This is a genomic window from Pseudomonas sp. AC169, assembly GCF_979258515.1.
In genome coordinates this window covers 5,822,206-5,846,069 of the sequence record NZ_OZ409866.1, presented here as the reverse complement: position 1 = coordinate 5,846,069, position 23,864 = coordinate 5,822,206, and the positions used below count along the sequence as shown (strand labels likewise).

Sequence of the window (23,864 nt, the reverse complement as noted above, 5' to 3'; positions counted from 1 at the left end):
GCATGGCCAGAAGTGACCGGTTGTTTGAGCTAATGCAAGTGCTCCGCCGACATCGCAGAACGGTATCGGGGCGAACGCTTGCTCAGGAGCTTGGGGTGTCACTTCGCACCATACGTCGCGACGTTTTGACGCTACAGGGGATGGGCGCGGAAATCGACGGTGAGCCAGGGCTCGGTTATATTTTGAAGCCTGGCTTTCTTTTACCCCCACTGTCGTTCACAGAAGAAGAAATACAGGCGCTTGTAGTAGGAGCCCAGTGGGTCAGTCGACAGACAGACGATAAATTTGCTTTCGCTGTGAAGAATGCGCTGGCCAAAATTAACGCCGTTTTGCCTTTGGATATGCGTAACACCTTCGAAGATGAAACATTCTACGTAGGCGCCCACTCTCCCCCCTCCATTTCAATCGATCTAAGTGAAATCCGGTTTGCATTACGTGAACAACGTAAACTTTTGATCACTTTGTCGATTGTCCATGCACCTTCTGACAAACAATATATATGGCCGATTATGCTTGGCTTTATTGATTCAAAACGCTTTCTAGCGGCTTGGTGCGAGGCAGACGATCAATTTAGAGTGATTTCCTTGGACGACATTGCGCAGCTAGAGGTACTCGACGAGCGCTATATTCGTAACCGGCGCCAACTTATTAAACAATGGCGTGTTCAGGGGATTTTACCTTGTAATGGACGTGGTGAAGTTTGCTAATGGGGGCAACTGGCTCGGTTCGGCCGAACGTGAGCGCGGCAACCTATCTGGACGAGAGCCTTATCTTTCTGTTATTCACTGACCAAGATCTAGGCCTTGTCGACCAACGCCTGCGCCAATCGAGAATGAGCCAACTCAACCGCACCTCGCGAATAAAATGCAAAAAGGGCTCTCCAGGGCCCTTTTGTGCTCAAACAAAAATTATTTGGGCAGCCCGGATTCGACATTATCGGAGTCGTATGTCGCTTTGCCCTTCAGTCATCTGAATTGAACTCAAAGCGCCGGAAAAATTATATTGACTTCAGAAAAGCCATTTAAAATCCATATAATCGGCTTGGATTTTCGACAAGAATTCGCCGGCGCAAGGATTCGTCAGGAGCCCAGCGTACAAGCTGGTTGACTACATTCCCGTCATCGATAGGCAACGGGATAGCGGGGTCAAATGGCTTACGCCCTTTTACTGGTTCGCTGTTTGTATGCGGCCAGTCGCTACCCCACAGAATTCGATCTGGGTTGGCATCAACGAGTGACTGGGCAAAAGGCACCAGGTCTGAGTAGTTAGTTGCTTGAGCCGATGCCCGATACGCCCCGGAAATTTTCACGTATGCTTTGCCGGAACGAACGAGATCAAGCACTGCACTGAAATCGCCATTAGGTTCATCAATCGCAGTTCTCACTCCCGCAAAGTGATCGAAAACCAAAGATACTGGAACTGTAGCAAGTACGTCTTTCAAGGCTGCAATTACGGAGAGTCGGGCATAAATCTGTATGTGCCAAGGTAGCCCAGCGATTTGCTGTGCCGTAGCCGCAAGCTTTTCAGCAGCGGCTTTTGGATCAAATACTCCGGCCGTTTCAAGGTTAATGCGTACGCCGACTATTCCTTTGTCAGCCAACCCTCTGAGCTCAGCAGCCGGCATGTCAGGACTTATTACGGCAACGCCTCGAGCCCGATTACTGCCTACCTGCTCTATTCCGTAAATAGTAGAACTGTTATCTGAGCCAAGAACACTTGGTGTGACGATAACGACTCGGCTCATATGAATTGACTTTTCGAAAGTTATGAGTTCATCAGGACTTGCGCTTGGCGGCGTATAGCTACGGCCCGACCAATATGGAAATCGCTCAGGCATAAGGACATGCACGTGACAATCACAAGCGCCATCCGGCACCGCAAACGAAACTGGGGTTTTTACGGTCGGTGAAGATGTACTCAAGAGCTGACCGAAACTGAACTGCCCTGCCAATCCACTAGAAACTCCGAGCGCTACAGCACCCGTCAATGCCTGTCTGCGAGTGAGCATGTGCTTCTCCTGTTGCGGAATTGATGATCCTCGACCAACGCTTCGCCAGGCTTCAGCCGGCAAGATGCTGAGCACTAGAGGTGTGCAAGTTTCGAGCTTTTACAAAAATAATGGTCAGCATCATTGCGATTGCACTTAGAGCTGCTAGTGCATACAAACCGCTAGCGTAATCGTCTGAATTACTTTTGAGGCTGCCCACGATGTAAGGCCCTGCGAAGCCACCCAGATTTCCGATTGCGTTTATAAATGCGATGCCTCCGGCCATGGCTTTGCCACTCATGTGCATAGAAGGCAGCGCCCAGAAAGGCCCCTTGCATCCCAAAATACCAATAGCAGCAATGCTCAACGCCCCGATCGACCAAGGGGAAGCCCCAAGGTATCCGGCCATTGCGAGACCGCTTGAAGCTAGCAACATCGTGAGAGCCAAAAAGCCACGACGCTCGGCAAAACGGTCAGAAAGCTGACCAATTACAATCATCCCAACGCAACCTGCGATGTACGGTATAGCTGTGATCAAGCCCACGTGCAGCGTGTCATATCCCTGGCTTTTGAGAATCTGCGGCAGGAAAAAGGAGAGACCAAGATTCGCGCTGATGGCGCAAAAGTAGATAGCGGCCAGCGTTAAAACTGCTGGATTGGTAAAAGCCTGTCTCAGCGCACTAACACTGTGTCCCTCGTTCGCCTTCGACTCTTGAGTTAGCTTGTTTATGAGCCAGTTTTTTTCCTCGGGCGCAAGCCACGTCGCTTGATCAGGGCGATCCGTGAGGAATCGTAGTACGAAAAAGGTGCCAATGACTGCCGGCAATCCTTCAATAATGAAAAGCCATTGCCAACCTTTAATACCCAGAAGACCATCCAGCTGGAGCAGCGCGGTCGAAAGTGGAGCCCCGATCGCTATAGCTAACGGAATCGCTAAGCTGAACGTTGCGATGATGCGGGCTCGGTAATGAGAAGGGAACCAGAAGGTCAGGTAGAGAATTACTCCAGGGAAAAAGCCAGCCTCTGCAACGCCAAGCAAAAACCTGAGAATCAGGAAACTGGTGGGCCCCTGCACCAAAGCCATTGCGCAAGAAAGTACGCCCCAGGTTATGAGAATCCTGGCGATCCAACGACGGGCTCCGAAACGCATTACGCACAAATTACTGGGGATTTCAAAAAGGCAGTACCCTATAAAAAATATACCTGCACCCAAACCATATGCATAAGACGAAAGTCCTATATCTTGATTCATAGTGAGTGCAGCAAAACCAACATTGATTCGGTCGATGTAGGAAATTATGTATAGGATCATTAAGAGCGGTATCAAGCGCCAGAAAACCTTGCGCATGATTAATTTTTCGTTGGGCTGTTGCATATATACTCCGAAACTAATTTATGTTTATTTTGTTCGGGCTTTACAGCGTAAACTTAATTCATCCAGCCTGGCGAGCTACCGCCGACTGGATGAATTTTGTAAACTGTGCGTCAAGGCGAATACAATGCATCCAACATAGCGCACTAATAGTAAAACTTACTCAAGAACCACCCACGGCCCCTCAGCTCCTTTGACCAAAGAGCGTTTGGCAACAACGCTTTCTTCAAAGTTAAAACCTAAGCCTGGAGTTTGGTGCAGGATTACGTCGCCATTCTCATGATCAAGCTGACGGTCGATCAGCTCTCGGAAGTTCAGAACCTGGTTGTCCCAGAAGAACTCCACGAAACGAGCATTCGGAGTAGCCGCAACCAGCGGTGCGTGCAGGTCGTGGAACCAGTGAGGATACATAGGTACACCATAACCAGCGGCCATGGCTGCAATGCGACGCCACTCGGAGATGCCGCCACATACCAGCGCATCCGTTTGTAAAATTGCTGCTCCGCCTTTGTCCAAAAGCTCCTTATGACGCCAGCGGCCAGCTTCGATTTCACCAGTGGCTACAGGAATTGAGGTTGCCCTTGCCAGCCTAGCGTGACTATCAATGTCGTCAGGGGAAAAGGGTTCTTCAATGAAGCTTGGAGCATATTTTTCAAAGCGTCGAACTGTTTGCAAGGCTTCTGTGACGTCACTCCAGGCATTGTTCGCGTCAAGCATGACTTCAATGTCGTAGCCGACTCGCTCACGTACCGCACGCAGGCGGTCTTCTTCTTGCGCAGGCGTTCCTCGACCGGTTTTCATCTTGACGGCTTTAAAACCGAGGGAGACATAGTGAGCCATCTCAGCGGCCAAATCGTCAGGCGTCTTTCCGTCGACATAGTAGCCACCGCTCGCATAGGCAGGGACTTTGTCAGCGTTCACCGCGCCTAAATATTTGTGAAGTGGAAGGCCAACTGTACGAGCGTTCAAATCCCACAAAGCCGTATCTAGGATGCTGATAGCCCGCATCACGGTACCAGCGCGGCCTTGAAGCAGCGCTTCTTGATACATCTCTTTCCACAACCCTTCAACTTCCAGCGAATCGCGGCCAATCAATAAAGGTGCCAAGAGGTGTTCGATAATCACAGGAAGAATTTCGCCTGCGCGATTACCTACATAACAAAAGCCAATGCCTTCGATGCCGTCAGTAGAGCAAATCTTGACCAGTCCGTAATCACGGTGAGCAACCGTGCGACTTGAGAGATAGGTAACGTTGTCGAGCGGAACGCGCGCCGCAGTTACAGAAATAGATGCGATCTTAGGCATGAGTGCCTCCGTTGTGTTTGTTGTGCCTTCAATCTGCTCCGAGAAAATGTCGATGTCAACAGTATTATCGATAATCTGATCAATAACAGAATTGACGAAAAATGTGCTATTTTTTGGGCGACTGCGATTGATCTGGATTTTGAGAGGGCTAGGAATTGACTGACTCTAAACGTGAGGAAGATGTGGATCCCTCGTCTGGACTTGACGGCTGGATCCCCCTTACCAGGCAGCTGGAGCAAGATATTGCGCTGGGTCGTCTGAAGCCGCGCGAACGGCTCGTGGAAGGCGAGCTTATGCTGCGGTTCGGCGCCAAACGCAATGCTGTGAGGCAGGCTCTCTTGGAATTAGAAAGCATGGGCGTCGTATTACGCCCTCCAAACAAAGGTGCGGTAGTTCGAGACTTCAACGCTAAAGAAATCGAAGACCTGTACATGGTGCGGGAGTTGCTAGAGACGAAAGCGCTCGAAATCATCCCTTTTCCGGTGCCGGATGAGTCGATCCAAGCGTTGCGAGACATTCAAGCCAGACATCGTCAAGCGGTTCAACAAGGCGAGTTGGAAAGGGTTTTCAGGGAAAATTTAGCCTTTCACCGTAAGCTCTTCAGCTTTTGTGAAGTGCCGGATTTGGTTGAAGCGATAGAGATTTTCCAGATGAAGTCACACGCTATACGCTCTTTTAGCATTTCCAACTCCAAGCTGTTGGCACGAGTGACTGAAGAGCACGAGGAGATGATCGACGCGCTGGAAAGGCAAGACAGGGAGTCTTTGATGAACCTGTCCAAAGCCCATATCCAGCCTGCAAAAAATCTTTATCTGGAGTTGAATGTCCGACAGTGACCCCGCCCAGCGGATGGCCCTGGCTGCTCATGCAGGTTGGCCTGAAGGCAGGGCGGTTGCGTTCGCGCATTTGCAACGCCTACTTGCGGCACTTGGCGCTCTTCGATTTTGGCAATCGGAGTGCCGCTACGTCGATCGAGCCTAAAGATCCCCCGCGCTTGGTCCTTTGAATCAACGCTGGAGCGTTCCGCCGTGACCGTCAGGCACCGCTTACAGCGCTGGCTGCGATGGCACATCGTAATCCCATAGGTCATGACGCACAGTCTGCAAGTGCCAACGCTCACGACCAGTGGTGATATCCAGCGCTACGATTAATGAAGAGTAACGATCAGCGGCTTAAGTCCTGTGTCCACTCCAAAAATCCGGAGTGGCATTGCCGGTCGGAAGGTAAATCAAACCAAGTTCATCGTCGAAAGCCGGGGTCGACCAGACATTGGGCGTTCCAGCTGAATAGCTCTTGCCGACACCTGATGGTTCACCCGTTTTCTGGTTGTTTCACACTCGGCTCCCGACCAGGATCAGGTTGCGTCTGCGTCGACCAACCCCCACCTAACGCGCGTATAAGCTGGACCGTTGCCCTGCGCTGTCTGGTGTTCAAATCCAAGGCATTACGTCGCGATTGGAGATTCGCGGTCTGTGCAGTAACGACCTCGATGTAACTCACCGCGCCGTCGCGATAGAGGTTATTCGCCAGATCAAGAGCATGCTGGGTCGCAACTACTGCTCGCTGTTCGTCGCTTGCCGCCTCGCCGTACCTGTTTAGAGACGAAAGCTGATCCTCAACCTGCTGGAAAGCCGTCAATACTACGCCTCGATACACATGCCCTTCTTGATCAAGCACGGCTTCCGTACGGGCGATTTCAGCTTTGCGGCGGCCACCATCAAAAAGGGTTATCAGTACGCCGGGGCCAGCCGCCCATAAAATATTCGGGGCCGCGAGGAAATTACCGAAGTCATCGCTTTGATACCCACCTAAGGCGCTCAATCGTACGGATGGAAAATATGCCTTGCGGGCAACGCCGACGTTGGCATTGGCTGCGGCAATTCTATGTTGCGCGGCCGCGATGTCAGGCCGACGTTGCAATAGGTCGGAGGGTATGCCCAACGGAATCACAGGGACTTCATCGGCAAGCAGTTTTGGCTCCATCGTGAAGCTTGAAGCACTCGCTCCTACCAAGGCTGCAATGGCGTGCTCAAGTACCGCCCGCTGTGCCTGAACCTGATGCAATTGCGAGCCCGCAGCTTCAAGTTGCGCCTGCGCTCGGGCAACATCCAGACCGGATGCAACGCCACCCTGGTGCCGCTCGGCAGCCATGGATGCTGCCCGCGAGTACGCATGCTCCGTATCTTGCAGCAGGCCGATTTCCTTATCAGCGCCCCGCAAAGCAATCACTGTATCGGCCAGCTGAATTTGCAACGCTAAACGTGCTGACGCGAGATCTGCTTGCGCAGCCTGTTCCTGGGCTACACCTGCGGCAACTTGCTGGCTGACACGTCCCCAGAGATCAAGTTCGTAATCAAGGTTCAATGCCAATGTGGCGCTACTGTAGTTATCTGGAGATGACTCACCACGCAACGGCCGACGTTCCGATTGACGATTGCGAGCCACGGCAACGCCCGCGTCAACAGACGGCATTTGCGCGGAGCGAATGCTATCGGTCGCGGCGCGAGCTTGCCGATAACGCGCCAGTGCGCTTCCAAGGTCAGGACTGTTTTCGACCAGGCGAACCTCTAGCCGATCAAGTTCAGGGTCTGTGTAGAAAGACCACCATTTGTCCTGTGCCAAGGGAATCGAAGTGGTAGCGGAACGCTTCGAGTTTTCCTTATAAACGTCTGTGATCGGCACCTGTGGCAATGGAGGTTGTGGAGCGGATGCACATCCGACCAGCATAGCGAGGGCAGCAACGACGGCAGGCCCTCTCATGGTTTTGCTCCTTCAGATTCGGCTACTGCGATACGCACCGGGTCGCCATCGGCGATACCGTCCGGTGGGTTGTTGATGACATGATCGGACTCCTGCAAGCCTGCCAACTCAATGATATTTCCGTAGTCACGGGCGATAGTCACTCGGCGCAACTGTGCAAGTCCGTCATTTCCGACTGACGCCACTTGGACGCCAGACTTGCCGAGAATCAGTGCGCTAGGAGGCAAGCCGAATTGCTGTGCCACCTTACTCTGGCCGTCGAATCGCACTAGTGCAAAGCCACCCGGCAATAGCTCCCCGCTTGGATTATCCACTGTGAGCTGCACTCTCATGGCACCAGTTCCTGTATTGATGGCCTGGGCAAGCGACTGCACGGTTGCGGAATATGTCTGATCAGGCCGCTCCGGGACACTGAGCTGTGCGCGACTGCCTTCCTGTATGTCGGATACCTGGCGTTGCGGCACATCCACATACACTCGTAGGCGACGCGTATCCGACACTACAAAAAGCTCGTTGCCGGAGTTCATACCTCCGTTGATCAATGCCCCTACATCGGTATTGCGCGCGGTGATGACACCATCAAATGGCGCGACAAGGCGCTTGAATTGCTGCTGGGCCAGCAAACGCTCGACGTTCGCTGTCAGTGCGCTCACCTCTGCTTTTTTCGCCTGAAAGTCCGCCGCGCGCTCCTCGGCTTCCTGACGAGAGACAGAATCACTGGCGAGTAGGGCCTGCCAGCGCTTCGCAGTGGTTTCAGCGAGCGCAGCATCACTGCGTGCTCGGACCAGCTCTGCCCGAGCCTGAAGGATCTGCTGGTCAAGATCTGGCGTTTCGATCTCAGCCAAGACCTGACCTGCTTTTACCTTGTCACCAATATCAACCATCCAGCGTTGGAGATAGCCACTGACTCGCGCATGAATAGGCGCTCGCGACCAAGCTTCGATACGCGCGGACAGCTCAATTGTTGAAGCAGGGACGGGCTTAGGCGAAATCAATACAACAGACCTGGTGCTTTGGTCTTGGGCTCGACTTTCGAGTGCCTCAGCGCGAGACCAGCGTAAAAACAGGCCACTAATAACCACGATGAGAGCGAGACAGATCAGGGCCAGCGCAACTGGGCGCCGTAAGAGGTGGACGGGTTCATTACGCATATCAGGCAACTCCAGAGGCGGGCAACGCTTGGGCTAGTTCGGCGCGATTGGAAACGCGCTCATGCACAAGGCTGAACAGCACAGGCACAAACATTAGGGTGGCGATGGTGGCGAAGATCAGGCCGCCAATGACGGCGCGACCCAGCGGCGCGTTTTGCTCACCGCCCTCGCCCACGCCAAGCGCCATTGGCAACATCCCGATAATCATCGCCAGCGCGGTCATCAACACAGGTCGAAAACGTACGAAACCAGCCTCCAGAGCGGCAGCTACTGGGTCTCTGAGTATTTCGAGCTGCTCACGGGCGAAACTTACGACAAGAACACTGTTGGCGGTCGCCACTCCCATGCACATGATTGCCCCTGTGAGCGCTGGTACGGAAAGCGTGGTGTCAGTGGCAAACAGCATCCACACGATCCCCGCCAGCGCTGCGGACAAACCCGACACGATGACCGCAGGATCCAGCCAGGACTGGAAATTGACCACGATGAGCAAGTAGATCAGGACAATTGCGCCGATCAGTCCGAATAGAAGTCCGGAGAACGCTTTTTCCATAGTCTGTACCTGCCCAAGGAGATGCACGGATGAGCCTTTGGGCACCTCAGCGTTCGTCTCGGCAAGCACCTTGCGGATATCGGCGGCAACAGCAGCGAGGTCTCTGTCCTGCGTGGCTGCATGTATCTGCACCATTGGCTGGATGTTGTAGTGGCTCACGAGTGCGCTGCCGGCAGTTCGCTCGAAACGAGCGACACCTCCCAACGTCGTACCAGCAGGAGAAACACCGTTACCGACGGGAAGATTCGACAATGCGGCCAATGAATCGAGGTCGTACTGAGGGGTCTGCATCACAATGGAATAGCTGACACCATTTGCGGGATTCAGCCAGTAAGTCGGTGCGACTTGGCTGCTCCCAGCAAAATTAATAACCAGGCTGTTGGCGACATCGCGTGTATTGAGCCCAAGCAAGCCCCCCTGTGTCCGGTCAAAATCAATGTTGAACTTAGGTGCATTGTTCGACTGCTGGATACGCGCATCTGCAACACCGGGTATCGCACGGATGCGTTTGAGCAAATGCAGCGCATATCCGAAGTTTGCGTCCGTGTTCGATCCTCTGACCTGGATATCAATGGGTGCGGGCGCGCCGAAGTTAAGGATTTGGCTGACGATGTCAGCAGGTGGAAATGAAAATGTCGCGTCGGGAAAACGCTGAGGTAGGGTCTCGCGCAAATGCCTCACGTAATCGGCTGTGGGCCGATGCCCATCTCGCAATGCGATCTGGAAGTCACCATCTTGGGATCCCATTACGCCAGTGTTGTTGTAGGTCGTGTTGGTAGGGCTGTTCGGCAAGCCTATATTATCGACCAGCGTCTCGATTTCTCCGGAGGGAATGATTTCGCGAACAGCTCGTTCGATGTGCGCAAAACGCGCAGCGGTTTCTTCTACCTGTGTACCTACCGGAAGGCGCACATGCATCAGAACCTGCCCCGAGTCGACCGTGGGAAAGAAATTAGCGCCGAGAAAAGGAACCAGTCCGAAGGACAGCACTACCACGCTTAAGAATCCAATGAGGAAGGCTTTCCGGGCAGACAACGCCCGCTCAAGAAGATCGCGATAGCCACCACGGAAGCGTTCAAATTGAGTTTCAAAATTTTGCTGAAGTCGAACCAGTGGATTGCGCGACTTTGTCGCTACTTTCGTATCAGCGTGCAGGTCTTCGTCCGTTGCGTGCGGCTTAAGCAGATACTTGGCCATAGTCGGCACCAAAGTACGCGACAGTATAAAAGAGCAGACCATTGCAAAGATTACCGACAATGCCATCGGTACGAAGAGGAACCGCGATACGCCCTCCAGGAAGAACATCGGTACGAATGCTATGCATATGCACAGGAGCGAAACGAATGCTGGCGTGACGATCTGCCGAGCACCATCAAGGATGGATGTTTCCACATCTTTTCCTTGTTCTAGATGCCAGTTAATGTTTTCGATGGTGACCGTGGCGTCATCGACCAAGATGCCAATAGCCAGTGCCAACCCGCCAAGCGTCATGAGGTTCAATGTCTGCCCTAACGCGGACAGAGCCAGGATCGAGCCCAGGATCGACAGAGGGATTGAAACCGCGATGATAATCGTCGACCGCCAACTCCCTAAAAACAGCAGGATCATGATGCTGGTCAGTACGGCTGCAATAGCGCCTTCGAGCGCCACCCCTTTAATCGCAGCTCGAACGAAAACGGACTGATCATTGATTGCCAAGACCCGCAAGGAGTCGGGTAACGCCCCGCGCATCTGGTCAAGTTTCTCGCGTATGCCATCAACGATGGCAAGCGTCGATACCGACCCGTTTTTCAGTACGGAGAGCAGGACCGAGCGTCCACCGTCGACGTGGACTATGTTTGTTTGCACGGCACTACCATCACGCACGTCAGCGACATCACGCATGAAGATGGTAGATCCGTTGACGACCTTGACCGGAATTCGTCCGATATCCTCAATCAACGTTGGTGCGCTATTGAGCTGTAACGTGTATTCCAACCCCCCAATCTTCTGGGTTCCGACGGGGATGAGCACGTTGTGCACGGCCAATGCGGCCGCAACATCCTGCGCTGAGAGTCCTCGGGCCTGAAGCGCTTCCGGTCTGACATCAATCTGGACCTGGCGCTGTTTACCACCGTATGGCCATGGGACCACCGCGCCAGGCACTGTAATGAGTTGAGTACGCACATCATTCGTTGCAATGTCGAAAAGCGACTGTTCCGAGAGCCCTTGCCCTGACAATGCCAGTTGCAGAATCGGAACAGTTGCGGCGTTGTAATTGAGGATCAGGGGTGGCTGACTCCCCACCGGCATCTGCCGGACAGTCGTTTGAGAGATCGCAGTAACCTGAGCATTTGCTACCGCGATATTGACCCCAGGTTGAAAGAAAATTTTGACGATGCTGATGCCGGGATAGGTGTTTGACTCAATGTGTTCAATGTCATTCACATTGGACGTGAGCCCACGTTGGAAAACAGTCGAGATTCGACCTGCCATCTCGTCTGGCGGCAATCCGGTGTATTGCCAAGCTACTGCGATGACTGGTATTCGGATTTCCGGGAAAATGTCCGTAGGCGTACGCAATGCCGCGAGAATCCCTCCAATCAGGATCAGCAGCGCTAAAACAACGAAGGTATAGGGTCGCCGCAGTGCGACGATAACGGCACCAATTAGCACAGTGCCTCCGTGTAACTCTTCAGACCGTGACTAGCAATCTGCAAGCTCGCCGATACTGCAACACAATCATCGTCTATCAATACCGAGACATTTCCCATACCGCAAAGAACTGCACGGCAGTCATGATGATCTGTGCCTTTTTGCTCAATATTCATAATAAATTCCTGCCAATAAGAGTGTGGTCGCATCAAGCTCTCAGCACGTCGGCGAGCTGTAATCTTTAGTACTGCAACTTTGTTTTCGGCTCACAACAATTCACTCCATTACGGCGCAGGCGAAGATAAAGGCAGTTAGATAAAATAGTTGGGAAGCTGTCTTTAGTGAGACTGGACAGTTAAGAAGCGCTATTTAGTTACCACTAAAAGCACCCTCTGAATTTCCAAGAATGCAGGGTGCAGCCTTTCAAAAACCTGAGTAGCTTTCAATGTAGGCGTCAAACCTCCGGCATGCCGTAAAAATAACGAATCATGAAATTTAACCCGTAACTTTGCGAGTGTGTTACTTACCGCAGGCTGCTTAACATTCATGCGTAGTGCAGCCTTCGTCACGCTCTGCTCACGATAGACAACCAAAAAAGTCAGCAAAATATTTAGATCTACCTCTTGAAATTGGCGCTCATCAAACGTCACTTTGCGAACTCCCACCTAGAACTGGTGCAAAACTAGAAAACTTTAAATTTGCACAAAACTCAATTAACAAGTTAACAAGACACGTCATGGACGGACTCGAAAAGTGCTCAGTCATATCAGAAGTTGTGGCCCAGCAACCACAAAGTATCCATACTTGCGGGCTCCTAATACTTTCGCCAAGAGAAATCCCAATGCATCCCGGGTCGCTTTTTAACTGATCAACATATTCGCGTAAGCGCTCAATACAACCTGGATCGGCTTCGTCAAAAAAACTTATTTCGAGCGTATTAACGGCCCTGATACCCATGGAGTTTCTCCTGCAATCTTTACTACTATTGGGTTCATAAAGCTCTCAGGATTCAGATATTTATCTGCTCCCTGATCTACCTATAAAAAGCCAAATGCCGAATGCACTGACCTGCGATCGACGCGTGACGGCGACGGTGCCGTTGCTAACCTAACGAGCCCGTTGCTTGATGACTACATTGCTATTCTGAATGCAAAGGTGAGCGGGATTCATTAATGAAGGATGACAGAAGGGACGTGAGACAGACAAAGCTTGATCCCTCCAAGATTACGCCGACTCTTCTGGTGAGATTTGAGAGTCGTAAATCGAACCGTAAACCCCCCTGCCCCTTTCAAATCGGGGCTTTTGCCAAGATCCGTTTATAGTTTGTCAGATGGCTTCGCTGTCTCGGCGACGTTGGAACGGCTTAGCCAGGAACTCCCCATACGCCCGAAAAAAACCGTAAGAAAAGGATCTATTTAGCTGCCTTGGGATACATTCAGCAATGATTTGACGAGTTAATTAATAACCCAGGGCCGATGCGCGAAAGATTTTAATCGTTATGCGAAAAAGGCTAGGCCGACAGTTTCTATCCGAAAACCGCACTGGAGAAAGCCGATGGTTTATACAGCAGCAAACGGAAAACTGGACGCCCTACATTGTCGTAGAATTGCGAGTTGATCACCTGCCAGACTCCCGCCTTGGCAACTAAGGTCGGTAAGGCATTGCTCGGCTGACTGAAACAACCCGCCCGCTGGTGTGTAGAGACAACGCCCTACACTCCCACGGAGCCCGGGTGATCAACTGGCTTTACGCCTGCTTCGCTTATACCGATACCTCTATCAGGAGCAAGTTACTCATGCAGTGAAATCGCACTGATCATCTGCTGTCAGCGGTTATTTTCTCGGTGCAACTTGAGCGCCCCGTAGTCTTCGAAGAGCGTCTCTTGCGTTGAGACCTCCGAGAGCATCTTTGACAAATGCAGTTAGCTGACCGTGAGTACCAGCTTGGATGCACGAAACGTGAGTGCGAACTGGCTACTGCTTATACAAATCTGGCTTTGAGCGATTCGAGAGAGTCTTCGTAGAAACCCAGGAAAATCTCCTCGGCTTTCTGGGTAGTGACACCCTTCGCGGTGAACTCTCCAGACCATTCAACAATTGATGCATTTTCACCATCAGGTAGCACGGTAAAAGTTGAAAAATAATCGCTAACCGGAAACGCCCCTCTGGTAATGGAATAGCTATAAGTACACCCTAGGTTATCGAAGTATTCGAGTCGCTCAACGCTGACTTCACCACTTTCCAGACAAATGCTGCGTGAGCGCCCGCCCTCGCTAAGTTCGCTGGTTTTCACACCCGACATCCAGTCAGGCAACGAATTGAATCCACCGACCAAATCCCAGACGTTTTCCGCTGAAGCTGCTACACGAATTGATGCCGATGCACTGGCCATGACTGTTCCTCATCAAACTTGGATTGCCAAAATTCATTCCCGCCGCTGCCTATGCCGCGGCTGTGTTGTTACAACTTGGTGCATCCATCCAGGGCATCCAATCAACCTGAACTTCGAGGTTTAACTCCGCGCTGACTGACGTCAGCGCTTTATCAATAACAGGGAGAGTGGATATTCGAAGGAGATCAGCCGTCCCACCCTCCTCCCAACGCCTTGAACAAATCGATGGTCGCTACTCGCTCAGACAACTGATCACTGATCAACGCTTGCTGTGCAGCGAACAGCGTCCGTTGCGCGTCTAAAAGAGTCAAAGAGCTGTCGATGCCTGTCAGGTAGCGACTTTGCGCCAGCCGATAGTATTTGGCGCTCGCGCTGACCAGCCCTTGTTGCGCCTCGATCTGCTGCCCAAAGGTATCGGTTGCGGCCAGCCCATCACTGACTTCTCTGAAGGCTGACTGGATAGCCTTTTCATAACGCGCCACTTGAATATCTTTTTCGATCTGAGAGACATCCAGACTGGCCTGCAAGCTGCCAGCATTAAAGATCGGCAGGCTGATCTGTGGAAAAAAGCTCCAGGCTCCCGACCCTGCGTTGAACAGCCCGGACAATGCCTCGCTGGAGGAACCGGCGCCCGCCGTCAGGCTGATTCGTGGAAAAAACGCGGCCCGTGCAGCGCCGATATCCGCATTGGCAGCCTTCAGCAGAAATTCGGCTTCCAGTATGTCGGGTCGACGATTGAGCAAATCTGACGGTAACCCGACCGGAACCTCAGGCAGGGATTGCTGTTCCCAATCACCGGCAACCAAATCTGCCGGGATTTCAGCCCCGATCAATAACGCCAACAGGTTGCGGTCTTCGGCGACCTGCCGGCGATAACGGGCTATCGAGCCGCGAGCGCTTTGTACGAGGGTTTGTGACTGGCTTAACGCCAAATCTGAAACGGTACCCACTTCAGCGCTGCGACGTGTCAGCTGGTAGCTGTATTCATAAGTATCGAGAGTGTCGCTGGTCAATCGCTCCAGTGCCTGATCAGCTTGCAAGGTGAGCCAAGCGCTCGCAACGCTTGCAACCAGCCCGATGTGGGCTGAGCGCTGAGCCTGTTCGCTGGCCAGATAACGCTGCAATGCTTCTTGATCGAGACTACGCACACGGCCGAACAGGTCCAGTTCATAGCTTACGTTCAGCCCGACAGAGTACTGACTCTCGATCGTGGCTTTATCATCAGATGCCAGATCTGCCGGGACACGCTGACGACTACCGCTTCCTGCTGCCGAGACCTCAGGCAACAGGTCCGCGCGGCGAATGCGATAACGCGCCTGATAGGACTCGACATTCAATGTGGCCACCCTGATATCCCGGTTATTGGCCAATGCTGTCTCGATCAAGCGATGCAACACCGGATCGTGAAAGAACTCGCGCCAATCAAGCGCTGCCGCACTCTCATCACGAGTCATGGGCGCCAATGGATAAACGGCCGGCACCGGAGCCTGTGGCTGCTCATACGCTGGGATCAGGGAGCAACCACTGAACAGCAGCGAAGCAAGTATTAGAAAGCTGAAAGGCTTGATCATGAAATGACCTCCTTACGAGCAGGCACGACCGGAGCGGCGGACGATCGACGTTCGAAGAGTGAGGACACCGACACATAAAAGAGCGGCACCCAGAAGACGGCCAGGACGGTGGCGGTCAGCATGCCGCCGATCACGCCTGTGCCGATGGCGTGCTGACTACCAGAGCCCGCACCGGTAGAGATGGCCAACGGCACAACTCCGAGAATGAACGCCAGGGATGTCATGACAATCGGGCGCAAACGCAGGCGTGCCGCTTCAATCGCCGCTTGCGTATAGCTCATACCCTGCTCATGCAATTCCTTGGCGAACTCCACAATGAGAATGGCGTTCTTCGCCGCCAGCCCTACCGTTGTCAGCAGGCCCACCTGGAAGAACACGTCATTGGACAGACCGCGCAATACGGTGGCGAGCAATGCACCGACAACACCCAACGGCACCACCAGCATCACGGCTAACGGGATAGACCAGCTTTCGTAAAGGGCCGCGAGACAGAGGAACACTACCAGCAGCGAAAGTGCGTACATGATCGGCGCTTGAGAGCCGGATAGCTTTTCTTCATACGACAAACCCGTCCACGCCAGTGCGACCCCGGGCGGCAACTGAGCCGCGATGGCTTGTGCTTCAGCCATGGCATCACCCGTGCTGTAACCCGGTGCAGGGCTACCCAGTATTTCCTCCGCCGGTACGCCGTTGTACCGCGCCAGTTTGGGAGAACCGAAGACCCACTCGCCAGAGGCGAAAGCGGAGAACGGCACCATTTTTCCATCGGCGTTGCGTACGTACCATTTGTCCAGATCTTCTGGGGACATGCGTGCGCTGGCCTGGCCCTGCACAAACACTTTTTTGACTCGGCCACGGTCGATGAAATCATTGACGTAGTTGCCGCCGAAGGCCACGGACAGGGTGGTGTTGATGTCTGTCTGTGAAACCCCCTGCGCCCTCGCCCGCCGGTCATCGATCTTCAATCGATATTGCGGCTCATCGCTCAGGCCGTTGAGCCGCACCGCCGCCAGTACTTTGCTTTCGGAGGCCAGACGCAAGAACTGATTGCGCGCTTGTACCATCACCTCGTGACCGACACCGGCCTGGTCCTGAAGGAATAAATTGAAGCCCGAAGCATTGCCCAACTCGCGCACGGCAGGAGGTACCACGGCGAAGACCATTGCATCGCGCATGCTCTTGTATTTCGCTTGAGCGCGCGCCGCCAATGCAAGCGCCGAATCTTCCGGACCGCGACTTCCCCAAGGTTTGAGCAGCACAAAGGCCATGCCGGAGCTTTGCCCGCGGCCAGCGAAGTTAAATCCATTTACGGTGAACACCGCCTCCACCGCGTTAGCCTCACCGCCCTCATCATGCGTGGTAAGCAAGTACTGACGCACACTGTCGAGCACTTTCTGCGTGCGCTCGGCACTGGATCCAGCGGGGGTCTGCACCTGGGTAAAAATCACGCCCTGGTCTTCATCGGGCAGAAACGCGGTGGGGATGCGGTTGAACAGCAGGACCATACCAGCGACGATCAGCAGGTAAGCCAGAAATGCCGGCGCCTTGTGCCGTAGCATCCCGGTGACGCCGCGCTCGTAGCGTTGCACGCCGCGATCAAAACCACGATTGAATGCACGGAAGAAACCGAGCCGGGCTAGCCCATGGTCGGGATCGTGCGGCTTGAGCATCGTGGCGCACAAGGCAGGCGTGAACACCAGCGCAGTGAGCACTGACAGGGCCATGGCCGATACGATGGTGAGCGAGAACTGACGGTAGATAACACCGGTAGAACCGTCGAAGAACGCCATTGGCAAAAGCACCGCCGACAACACCATGGCGATGCCGACGAGCGCGCCCTGGATTTGTTTCATGGAGCGAATCGTGGCTTCTTTCGCCGACAAATGCTCCTCTCGCATAACGCGCTCCACGTTCTCGACCACGACGATGGCGTCATCCACCAGGAGGCCGATGGCCAACACCATGCCGAACATCGACAGCGTGTTGATACTGAAACCGGCGACCGCGAGGACACCGAATGTACCCAGCAGGACGACAGGAACGGTCAGCGTGGTAATGATAGTCGCGCGCAGGTTCTGCAGAAACAGCAGCATCACCAGGAACACCAGCACGACCGCCTCGCCCAAGGTATGAAACACGCCATGGATCGAGTCGCGCACAACAGGTGTGGTGTCGTAGGGATAGACCACTTTCATGCCGCGAGGGAAAAAGGGCTGCAGTTGGTCCAGGGTGTCGCGAATTGCCTTGGTGGTATCCAGCGCGTTCGCCCCGGGGGCGAGCTTGATGGCAATACCGGACGCCGGCTTACCGTTGAACTGGGCGTTGACGCTGTAAGTTTCGCCGCCCAGCGTAACCTCGGCGACATCGGCCAGGCGTACCTCCGAGCCGTCGGGATTGACTTTGAGTTGAATGTCTTTGAACTCGTCAGCCGACTGCAAGCGGGTTTTGCCAATGATGGTGGCATTGAGCTGTTGGCCCGGCAGTGCTGGCAGGCCGCCGATCTGACCGGACGACACTTGCACGTTTTGGGCCTGGATTGCACTCTTCACATCGACGGGCGTCAGGCCGAAACTGACTAGCTTCGAAGGATCAAGCCAGATCCGCATGGAATACTGCGCGCCAAACACCTGGAAGTCGCCGACGCCAGAAGTACGCGACAGCGGATCCTGCATGTTGGACACCACGTAGTTGGCCAAGTCCTCGCGGGACATGCTGCCGTCTTCGGAGACAACACCAATGACGATCAGGAAATTCTTGACCGCTTTGGTCACCCTGATTCCCTGCTGCTGGACTTCTTGCGGCAACAGTGGCGTGGCCAGGTTCAGCTTGTTCTGAACCTGAACCTGGGCGATGTCGGGGTTCGTCCCTTGGTTGAACGTAACCGTGATCGCCATGGTGCCGTCGGAGTTGCTTTCCGAACTGACGTAACGAAGGTTGTCGATGCCGTTGAGCTGTTGCTCGATGACCTGAACCACGGTGTCTTGCACAGTCTGAGCCGAGGCCCCTGGGTAGGTCACCTGAATCGAGATCGCTGGCGGAGCGATGTCAGGGTATTGGTTGACAGGCAGCTTGAGGATTGCCAGCCCGCCGGCCAGCATGACGATCAATGCAAGTACCCAGGCAAAAATAGGCCGATCGATAAAGAACCTGGACATGCTCAGTTCCCCCCGGCCGTGGCACCGGCCAACGCCGGCGCCACGTTTTGAGCGGCGGTCACGGTGACTTTCATGCCCGGTTTGACGAACTGTAGCCCCTCAGTGATCAAGCGATCCCCCGCCTCGAGGCCATGCTCTACCAACCATTGATTACCCACTGTCCGATTGGCCGTCAGGGGACGCTGTTCCACGGTTCCGTCAGCGCTGACCACCAGTGCGCTAGGATTGCCCTTCAGGTCGCGAATCACCCCTTGTTGCGGAGCGAGAATGGCGGCCTGCCGCACACCGCTCTGGAGTTTTGCCCGTACAAACATGCCCGGTAGAAGCAGATGTTCGGGGTTGGGAAACACCGCGCGCAGGGTCACCGAACCCGTGGAGGGATCGACTGACACCTCAGAAAATTTCAGGCGCCCAGGCAGTCCGTACGCGCTGCCGTTTTCCAGCGCGAGGGTCACCACGGCGGCGTCCGACCCCGCGTTCTCCAGGCGACCTTGCTTGAGGTCCTCACGCAACCTGAGCAGGTTCGCAGAGGACTCGGTGATATCAACGTAAATCGGGTCGAGCTGCTGAATGGACGCCATGGCTCCCGTCTGGCCGTTGTTCACCAGCGCCCCTTCGGTCACGCTGGAACGGCCGATGCGGCCGGCAATCGGCGCGAGCACACGGGTGTAGCGCAGGTTGATTTCGGCACGCTTGAGATCAGCCTCCGCCGTCAGTTGTCGCGCCTGCGCATCCTCGAACTCCTGGCGGCTCACGGCTCTTTCACCGATCAACTGTCGATAACGGTCTGCGAGGGAACGAGCTTGTTGAAATGAGGCGCGGGCACGAGCCACGTCTGCCTCGTATGGCGATGGATCAATGCGGTACAGCGCTTGGCCGGGTTTGACCTCGCTACCTTCATCGAACAAGCGTTGCTGAATGATTCCGTCCACTTGTGGCCGAACTTCCGCGACACGAAAAGGTGCGGTACGCCCCGGCAGTTCGCTTTGCACGGTGTAAGTCTCTGCTTGAAGAGTGACGACTCCAACCTGGGGCGGTTTGACGTCTTGCACGGGCGCATCTTGCTTGCAGCCCGCCAGCACGACCGACAGCGCCAGCGCGGAGACGATCAAGGGAACCGTCTGTGTAGGTTTCATGGGGCATTCCTCATACTTTCGCCAGGCGATAGCAAGCCGTAGCCGGCCGAATCAGGGCGAGTTCTAAACGAAATTTTTTGTCAGTGGCCGCGGGATGCTGCTTGGACGACCGGGGTCAGTTGATGGGTGCCACTGTACGAAGCCGAGCACGCGGGGAGAATCGCTGCCCTGTGCAAGGCTTCATTGCGCATTCGACAACGCTGCTTTTGCCGAGCAGCCAATCAGAGCGGCCGACCGCGCGCCGCGCTGGTATTTGCCGGCAGTAATTCGACCAAAAGCGACACGCAACGCGGTCTTGCCTGATGCACAGGACGTGCTTAGGGCGCGAGTATTTCCTGAAGAAACTCTATGAATACATTGATGCGACTGGAGCCACGGTGGTTGGGCAGATACAGCGCATTGATGCAGGTGCTTGCACTACCAGGGTTGACTTCATATTGCTCCAGCACCCGCGTCAGCCGACCTGCGCTGACATCCTCACGTACCAGCCAATCGGCCAATAGCGCCACCCCACCACCAGCCAAGGCCGCCTCGCGCAGAATGTCGGCATTGTTGCTTTTCAGCCGTCCCTGCACATTCAAGCGGATGACGTCCTCAGCGCCTTGGAATGTCCAGTTGTGGTGGCCAGTGCGGTAATCAAAACGCAAGCACTGATGCTCCAGCAGGTCACGGGGGGTTCGGGGCAGGCCGGTTCCCGTCAGGTATTCGGGACTCGCCACAACCCAACGCTGGAAATCACCCAGCCGCTTGCTGACGATGTCATCACTGACGACCGATGAACCGAGGCGCACTGACACGTCGATTTGTTCGCTGAGCAGGTCACTGACCTCGTCGCTCAGCGAGAGGCTGATCTCCAGGCCGGGATGGCGCTCGAGAAGCCGCCCCAAATGTGGAGCGATGATTCGCCGGCCGAATTCCACCGGGACACTGACCCGCAAACGCCCCTGAGCTTCGCTGCCACGGTCGGCAACGGCGGCATCGGCTTCGTCGATGGCATCGAGGATCGCCACGGCTTTATCGAAATAGTGCTGCCCCGCCACCGTGACGCTCGTGTTGCGCGTGGTGCGATTGAGCAGGCTGGCGCCCAACTCACTTTCCAGCCCCGCGACCTGCCGGGTCACCGACGATGTGGAGATGCCGAGCTTACGCGCCGCAGATGAGTAACCCCCACAGCGCACCGTTTCGACAAACATTTTCAGTGCCAGCAACTTATCCATGAACGGATTCCGAGATTGAAAGTAAAGGTAGCGACTGTGCATGACCAGGCAATGGGAAATATTGCATTGCTGTGCTCATTGGCCTGATTGATTAAAGATGCTTGCGATTTCCCAATTGATCGGATGATAATCAAAATTCATCAAATGATCGATTGATTAATAGAGCGACAATCTGGGAGCAGACCATGCCCACGGCGTGGACCGGCCCTTGAGCCCCATAAAAGCACAAAGGCGCGCACCTGACCCGCTACGACAACAATAAAAAGGAGATCGACGATGCAATGTCCCTGCTGTCTTTCAAAGACCCGTCGCCAATTGCTAGGCATCATGGCAGCTACCGCCGGTGGCCTGCTGGTTACCCGTTTATCACCCACCACGGCGGCACCGATCAACAGAGGTGCCGGTGTCCCGGTGCGATCAGTGGACATCCATGCGCATTACTACCCTGAAGAGTTCTTACACCTCTTGGGAAGTGAAGGCAAAGCGTTCGGCGCAAGCTATATCCGCCAAGAGACTACTTTCAGCTTCGCCACACCCGCCGGCGGATTAGGACCGTTGCCCTTGAAATTTATCGATGTGCAGGCGCGCTTGCTCGATATGGACCACTCCGGCGTCGATGTACAGGCGCTGTCCCTTAGTGTGCCGATGGTGTACTGGGCAGATCGACAACTCAATGCCCGCCTGGCACGTGCCTGGAACGATGCCGCATCGACGGTCCATCGCCAACACCCACAACGTTTTGTGGTGCTGGCCACGTTGCCGATGCTAGAGGCTGACGATGCCATTGCCGAGTTGGAACGCGCAGCCGAATTACCTGGGGTTCGGGGAGTGTATATGGGCACCAACATCAATGGCCTGGACCTGGATAATCCGCGATTCGCGCCGGTCTTTGCCCGCATAGAACAACTGGGACTCCCGGTATTCCTGCACCCGCAACAAACGGTCGGCGGCAACCGTCTGAGCAACTATTACTTGAGTAACCTGCTGGGCAACCCGTTCGATACCGCTATCGCGGCTTCACACCTGATCTTCGGCGGAGTATTGGATCAATATCCTCTACTGCATGTGTCATTGCCCCACGCCGGTGGGGCTTTGCCAATACTCGTGGGACGTCTCGATGCCGGGTGGACCTCACGCCCTGAGACACGACGCCTGGCCCAAAAGCCGAGCAGCTATTTGACGCGATTCAGCTACGACACCGTGTCGCACTCCGGGCCGGTGCTGGATTATTTGATCGCCAACGTCGGTATCGACCATCTGGTCTTGGGCAGCGACTATTGCTTCGACATGGGCTATGAACAGCCGGTGCGTTTTGTTGAAAGCGTGGGCTTGGGTCCGCGCGAGAAAGCGGCAGTACTCGGCGCCAACGCGGCCAGAATCCTGAAACTCCCCGTATAGCGTTAGTGAAACTCTCGATTTCCCTTTGGCCGGTCTGACCGGCCTTTTTTTGCCTGTCATTTAAGAATGGGATGACCAACAAGGAATAGTGATAAGGCTAAACGAGGACGCAAATTGCGCTCATCATCAATCGCTCAATGATCAGCGCAACCCGGTACTTCAAGAAAAATGCTTAAGGTGGGTTCAGACAGTGATCCCAGTCCGAGCCTCCGCCAACTCCAGTAAACAATCGCCAACACGGACCTGGGCCAGGGCACGCTTGCAAATCACTTCGCCACTCCCGACAAAGTCGACCGTCACGGGCTCACGCAGAGGCTCGTCAGGAAAATGGATCAACGCCGCAGCCTGCCCGGCTTCGACGTGATCGCCCAGTTCCACCAGAGGTTCCCACACCCCGGCGTTGAGCGCATAGACGTAGTGAGCGCCCCTGTCGATCCGCATCATTCGAGGAACGGCCGGCGCCGATGCCGGAACCAGCTCTCCGCTCAGGATCCCGACATGTGCCAGCAGGTTTAGCAGCCCCTGCCGAGCCAAGTCCACCAACCGTGAACTCACCTGGCCGCCACCACCCAACTCGGTCAGAAAGCAAATGGCGCCTTGGCGGCGAGCGGCGGCGGTCACGTTGACAGGGTTGGGCTGGTACAGAAATGCCTTGGGCAACCCGAACGCCCTAAGCAACCCACTGACTCGCACCTCCTCCTCGGCATCCCGCGGTTCCAGCCCCATCATATTGGCCCCTTCATAGACCAACGAGGTGCCGCCGGAATGCAAATCAACCATGTACTCGGCCCGGGCCAGCAGCACCGACTCGATGTAGTGGGCGATGACCTGTGTCGGCGTGCCCGCGGGATTGCCCGGATACAGACGATTAAGATTGCCATCGTCCAGCGGCGAAGTGCGAGTCCCCGCCTCCGCTGCCGGGAAGTTGGTCATCGGCAACAAAATGACTTGGCCTTGAATCATCGACGCTTGCAGCTCTCGGATCAGACGGGCGACGATAATCTGACCTTCATATTCATCGCCATGGCTGCCGGCCGTTATCAGGAAAGTCGGCCCTGTGCCGTTGCGGATGGATGCAACGGGGATTGGAATCCAGCCATAGGCAGAGCGGTTCACGGAATGAGGAAGACGCAGGTATCCAACCTGTTTGCCTGGGGCATCGAAGTTGATATCGCTTTTGATCGGGTTGGCGGTACTCATTGCTTACTCCAGGATAAATGAAGACTCACGAGAT

17 protein-coding genes and 1 pseudogene are annotated in these 23,864 nt (G+C 54.7%); 3 read left to right on the top strand and 15 right to left on the bottom strand.

The annotated features are described in order from the left end of the window. Window positions 1–2: 2 nt before the first annotated feature. A complete protein-coding gene (locus tag ACZZ0G_RS26080) occupies window positions 3–707 on the top strand; it encodes a helix-turn-helix transcriptional regulator (protein WP_463558109.1) in 705 nt (234 codons plus the stop codon). 314 nt (window positions 708–1,021) lie between these two features. On the opposite strand, the gene ACZZ0G_RS26075 is transcribed toward ACZZ0G_RS26080, so the two are convergent. From ACZZ0G_RS26075 to ACZZ0G_RS26065, 3 genes are all read right to left on the bottom strand, one after another. Further along, a complete protein-coding gene (locus ACZZ0G_RS26075) occupies window positions 1,022–2,008 on the bottom strand; it encodes an amidohydrolase family protein (protein WP_463558108.1) in 987 nt (328 codons plus the stop codon). Window positions 2,009–2,060: 52 nt separating this feature from the next. Continuing rightward, complete coding sequence (locus tag ACZZ0G_RS26070; RefSeq protein WP_463558107.1) at window positions 2,061–3,362, bottom strand: MFS transporter; 1,302 nt, start codon at window positions 3,360–3,362, stop codon at window positions 2,061–2,063. A gap of 156 nt (window positions 3,363–3,518) precedes the next feature. After that, on the bottom strand, window positions 3,519–4,664 hold the full coding sequence (locus ACZZ0G_RS26065) for a mandelate racemase/muconate lactonizing enzyme family protein (protein ID WP_463558106.1): 1,146 nt from the start codon (window positions 4,662–4,664) through the stop codon (window positions 3,519–3,521). Between the two features lie 155 nt (window positions 4,665–4,819). Here ACZZ0G_RS26065 and ACZZ0G_RS26060 point away from each other — a divergent pair, with 155 nt between their 5' ends. Continuing rightward, entirely contained in the window at window positions 4,820–5,500 is a 681-nt protein-coding gene (locus ACZZ0G_RS26060) for a GntR family transcriptional regulator (RefSeq protein ID WP_463558105.1), read from the top strand. Between the two features lie 210 nt (window positions 5,501–5,710). On the opposite strand, the pseudogene ACZZ0G_RS26055 reads toward ACZZ0G_RS26060, so the two are convergent. From ACZZ0G_RS26055 to ACZZ0G_RS26005, 11 genes and pseudogenes are all read right to left on the bottom strand, one after another. Continuing rightward, window positions 5,711–5,926, bottom strand: a pseudogene (locus ACZZ0G_RS26055) (hypothetical protein); the annotation flags it as partial. 49 nt (window positions 5,927–5,975) lie between these two features. Beyond that, a complete protein-coding gene (locus ACZZ0G_RS26050) occupies window positions 5,976–7,424 on the bottom strand; it encodes an efflux transporter outer membrane subunit (protein ID WP_463558104.1) in 1,449 nt (482 codons plus the stop codon). Further along, window positions 7,421–8,575: an efflux RND transporter periplasmic adaptor subunit gene (locus ACZZ0G_RS26045; protein WP_463558103.1), complete on the bottom strand. Its 1,155-nt coding sequence runs from the start codon at window positions 8,573–8,575 to the stop codon at window positions 7,421–7,423. The genes ACZZ0G_RS26050 and ACZZ0G_RS26045 overlap by 4 nt, the downstream gene beginning before the upstream one ends. Before the next feature lies 1 nt (window position 8,576). Next, entirely contained in the window at window positions 8,577–11,783 is a 3,207-nt protein-coding gene (locus ACZZ0G_RS26040) for an efflux RND transporter permease subunit (RefSeq protein ID WP_463558102.1), read from the bottom strand. Window positions 11,784–12,127: 344 nt separating this feature from the next. Further along, window positions 12,128–12,412, bottom strand: a complete 285-nt coding sequence (locus ACZZ0G_RS26035) for a LysR family transcriptional regulator (RefSeq protein WP_463558101.1) — start codon at window positions 12,410–12,412, stop codon at window positions 12,128–12,130. After that, complete coding sequence (locus tag ACZZ0G_RS26030; RefSeq protein WP_463558100.1) at window positions 12,402–12,719, bottom strand: antibiotic biosynthesis monooxygenase family protein; 318 nt, start codon at window positions 12,717–12,719, stop codon at window positions 12,402–12,404. The genes ACZZ0G_RS26035 and ACZZ0G_RS26030 overlap by 11 nt, the downstream gene beginning before the upstream one ends. 1,023 nt (window positions 12,720–13,742) lie before the next feature. Further along, window positions 13,743–14,153 (bottom strand): SRPBCC family protein, encoded by a 411-nt coding sequence (locus ACZZ0G_RS26025; protein ID WP_463558099.1) that lies wholly within the window; start codon window positions 14,151–14,153, stop codon window positions 13,743–13,745. Between the two features lie 185 nt (window positions 14,154–14,338). Next, entirely contained in the window at window positions 14,339–15,724 is a 1,386-nt protein-coding gene (locus ACZZ0G_RS26020; protein WP_463558098.1) for an efflux transporter outer membrane subunit, read from the bottom strand. Further along, the gene (locus tag ACZZ0G_RS26015) at window positions 15,721–18,879 is read right to left on the bottom strand and encodes an efflux RND transporter permease subunit (protein WP_463558097.1); all 3,159 of its coding nucleotides are present in this window, start codon (window positions 18,877–18,879) and stop codon (window positions 15,721–15,723) included. The genes ACZZ0G_RS26020 and ACZZ0G_RS26015 overlap by 4 nt, the downstream gene beginning before the upstream one ends. A 2-nt stretch (window positions 18,880–18,881) precedes the next feature. Beyond that, window positions 18,882–20,015 carry an efflux RND transporter periplasmic adaptor subunit gene (locus ACZZ0G_RS26010; RefSeq protein WP_463558096.1) on the bottom strand — a complete coding sequence of 378 codons (1,134 nt, stop codon included), beginning with the start codon at window positions 20,013–20,015 and terminating at the stop codon, window positions 18,882–18,884. A 317-nt stretch (window positions 20,016–20,332) separates the two neighbouring features. Then, a complete protein-coding gene (locus ACZZ0G_RS26005) occupies window positions 20,333–21,232 on the bottom strand; it encodes a LysR family transcriptional regulator (protein ID WP_463558095.1) in 900 nt (299 codons plus the stop codon). 327 nt (window positions 21,233–21,559) lie between these two features. On the opposite strand from ACZZ0G_RS26005, the gene ACZZ0G_RS26000 reads away from it, so the two are divergent. Next, window positions 21,560–22,630 carry an amidohydrolase family protein gene (locus tag ACZZ0G_RS26000; RefSeq protein ID WP_463558094.1) on the top strand — a complete coding sequence of 357 codons (1,071 nt, stop codon included), beginning with the start codon at window positions 21,560–21,562 and terminating at the stop codon, window positions 22,628–22,630. Window positions 22,631–22,813: 183 nt separating this feature from the next. Here ACZZ0G_RS26000 and ACZZ0G_RS25995 read toward each other — a convergent pair whose 3' ends face one another. Next, window positions 22,814–23,830, bottom strand: coding sequence for a succinylglutamate desuccinylase/aspartoacylase family protein (locus ACZZ0G_RS25995; protein ID WP_463558093.1), 1,017 nt, complete (start codon window positions 23,828–23,830; stop codon window positions 22,814–22,816). Window positions 23,831–23,864: the final 34 nt, after the last annotated feature.

What these genes read in the sequence shown, in the direction of transcription:
- ACZZ0G_RS26080 (WP_463558109.1), top strand. Translation starts at nt 3, where the DNA reads ATGGCCAGAAGTGACCGGTTGTTTGAGCTAATGCAAGTGCTCCGCCGA.
- ACZZ0G_RS26075 (WP_463558108.1), bottom strand. Translation starts at nt 2,008, where the DNA reads ATGCTCACTCGCAGACAGGCATTGACGGGTGCTGTAGCGCTCGGAGTT.
- ACZZ0G_RS26070 (WP_463558107.1), bottom strand. Translation starts at nt 3,362, where the DNA reads ATGCAACAGCCCAACGAAAAATTAATCATGCGCAAGGTTTTCTGGCGC.
- ACZZ0G_RS26065 (WP_463558106.1), bottom strand. Translation starts at nt 4,664, where the DNA reads ATGCCTAAGATCGCATCTATTTCTGTAACTGCGGCGCGCGTTCCGCTC.
- ACZZ0G_RS26050 (WP_463558104.1), bottom strand. Translation starts at nt 7,424, where the DNA reads ATGAGAGGGCCTGCCGTCGTTGCTGCCCTCGCTATGCTGGTCGGATGT.
- ACZZ0G_RS26045 (WP_463558103.1), bottom strand. Translation starts at nt 8,575, where the DNA reads ATGCGTAATGAACCCGTCCACCTCTTACGGCGCCCAGTTGCGCTGGCC.
- ACZZ0G_RS26030 (WP_463558100.1), bottom strand. Translation starts at nt 12,719, where the DNA reads ATGGGTATCAGGGCCGTTAATACGCTCGAAATAAGTTTTTTTGACGAA.
- ACZZ0G_RS26025 (WP_463558099.1), bottom strand. Translation starts at nt 14,153, where the DNA reads ATGGCCAGTGCATCGGCATCAATTCGTGTAGCAGCTTCAGCGGAAAAC.
- ACZZ0G_RS26020 (WP_463558098.1), bottom strand. Translation starts at nt 15,724, where the DNA reads ATGATCAAGCCTTTCAGCTTTCTAATACTTGCTTCGCTGCTGTTCAGT.
- ACZZ0G_RS26015 (WP_463558097.1), bottom strand. Translation starts at nt 18,879, where the DNA reads ATGTCCAGGTTCTTTATCGATCGGCCTATTTTTGCCTGGGTACTTGCA.
- ACZZ0G_RS26010 (WP_463558096.1), bottom strand. Translation starts at nt 20,015, where the DNA reads ATGAAACCTACACAGACGGTTCCCTTGATCGTCTCCGCGCTGGCGCTG.
- ACZZ0G_RS26005 (WP_463558095.1), bottom strand. Translation starts at nt 21,232, where the DNA reads ATGGATAAGTTGCTGGCACTGAAAATGTTTGTCGAAACGGTGCGCTGT.
- ACZZ0G_RS26000 (WP_463558094.1), top strand. Translation starts at nt 21,560, where the DNA reads ATGGCAGCTACCGCCGGTGGCCTGCTGGTTACCCGTTTATCACCCACC.
- ACZZ0G_RS25995 (WP_463558093.1), bottom strand. Translation starts at nt 23,830, where the DNA reads ATGAGTACCGCCAACCCGATCAAAAGCGATATCAACTTCGATGCCCCA.